This is a genomic window from Oleiphilus sp. HI0067 (assembly GCF_001635735.1).
Genome location: NZ_LWFI01001057.1, coordinates 1 through 1,323, shown reverse-complemented (window position 1 = coordinate 1,323; position 1,323 = coordinate 1). Strand labels below are relative to the sequence as shown.

Annotated in this window: 1 protein-coding gene and 1 pseudogene; one reads left to right on the top strand and one right to left on the bottom strand. The window is 45.7% G+C overall.

Going from position 1 to position 1,323, the window contains the following annotated elements; genetic code table 11:
• Positions 1–953, top strand: a 953-nt coding sequence (cysS, locus tag A3739_RS14710; RefSeq protein WP_068501897.1) for a cysteine--tRNA ligase, incomplete at its 5' end; no start/stop codon positions are given.
• A 66-nt stretch (positions 954–1,019) separates the two neighbouring features.
• Here cysS and A3739_RS14705 read toward each other — a convergent pair.
• Positions 1,020–1,323: pseudogene (locus A3739_RS14705) on the bottom strand (bifunctional methylenetetrahydrofolate dehydrogenase/methenyltetrahydrofolate cyclohydrolase); the annotation flags it as partial.

Genomic DNA, 1,323 nt, shown 5'->3' with positions numbered 1-1,323 from the left:
ATTATCGTGTTAAGAAGTTTGATGGTTACGGCAAACTCAGTAAGAAAAATATCGATGATCTGCAGTCCGGTGCGCGCGTTGGTATTGAAGAGTTGAAAGAAGACCCATTAGATTTTGCATTATGGAAAGCTGCAAAAGAGGGTGAGGCATACTGGGACTCTCCTTGGGGTAAAGGCCGTCCGGGCTGGCATATAGAATGTTCGGCAATGTCGACTTGTTGTCTTGGTAATACCTTCGACATTCATGGTGGTGGTCCTGATTTGAAGTTCCCGCATCATGAAAATGAGATTGCGCAGAGCGAAGCGGCTACTGGCGAAACCTATGTGAATTACTGGATGCATGCCGGCGCTGTCCGGGTTAATAAAGAGAAGATGTCTAAGTCTTTGGGTAACTTCTTTACTATTCGCGAAGTGCTTGAAAAGTACTCTCCTGAAGTGGTGCGTTACTTCCTCACATCAAGCCAATATCGCAGTCAAATTGATTATTCGGAAGCGAGCTTAGCGGAAGCGCAAAGCGCGCTAGATCGTATGTATCAATCTTTGCGTGGATTAGAGATTTCAGAAGTTGATCTTGAGGTCTCTTATGTTGACCGTTTCAAATCGGCAATGTGTGATGATTTCAATACGCCAGTTGCGCTAGCGGTGTTGTTTGATTTGGTTAAGGCACTTAATTCAGCGAAAGATGCAGCTGAGAAAAATCAGCTTGCATTTACGTTGAAGCAATTGGCTGGCGTTCTTGGTTTGCTTGAGTCGGATCCAGATGCTTATTTTAAACAAGCGCCGACACAAGATGGTGGACTGGCTGAAGATGAAATTGAAGCGTTGATTGCTCAGCGACTTCAAGCGCGTGCGGACAAAAACTGGGCTGAGTCAGATCGCATACGTGATGAGTTAGCCGAACAAGGCATTGTTCTTGACGATGGTAAAGATGGGACAACCTGGCGTCGCGCTTAGTTTACAAGTGTTTATGTGTAAAAAAGGCGACCTAAGGGTCGCCTTTTTTATTGATACGATATTGCTTTAGTCGTGAAGCTGCTCTGCAGCGTATAAGGTGTTTTCCATAAGTGTCGCTACTGTCATTGGTCCGACTCCACCGGGCACGGGAGTAATCCAACCAGCGCGTTCTTTTGTGATATCAAATTCCACATCACCAACAAGCGTCCCGTCTTCTAGGCGATTGATACCTACGTCAATAACAATAGCGCCGGGTTTAATCCATTCGCCTTTAACAAGGCCAGGTTTGCCAACCGCTACAACTACGATATCAGCTTGAGATACTTTTTCGGGAAGGTTTTGGGTGAAGCGATGGGTAGTAGTTACGGTG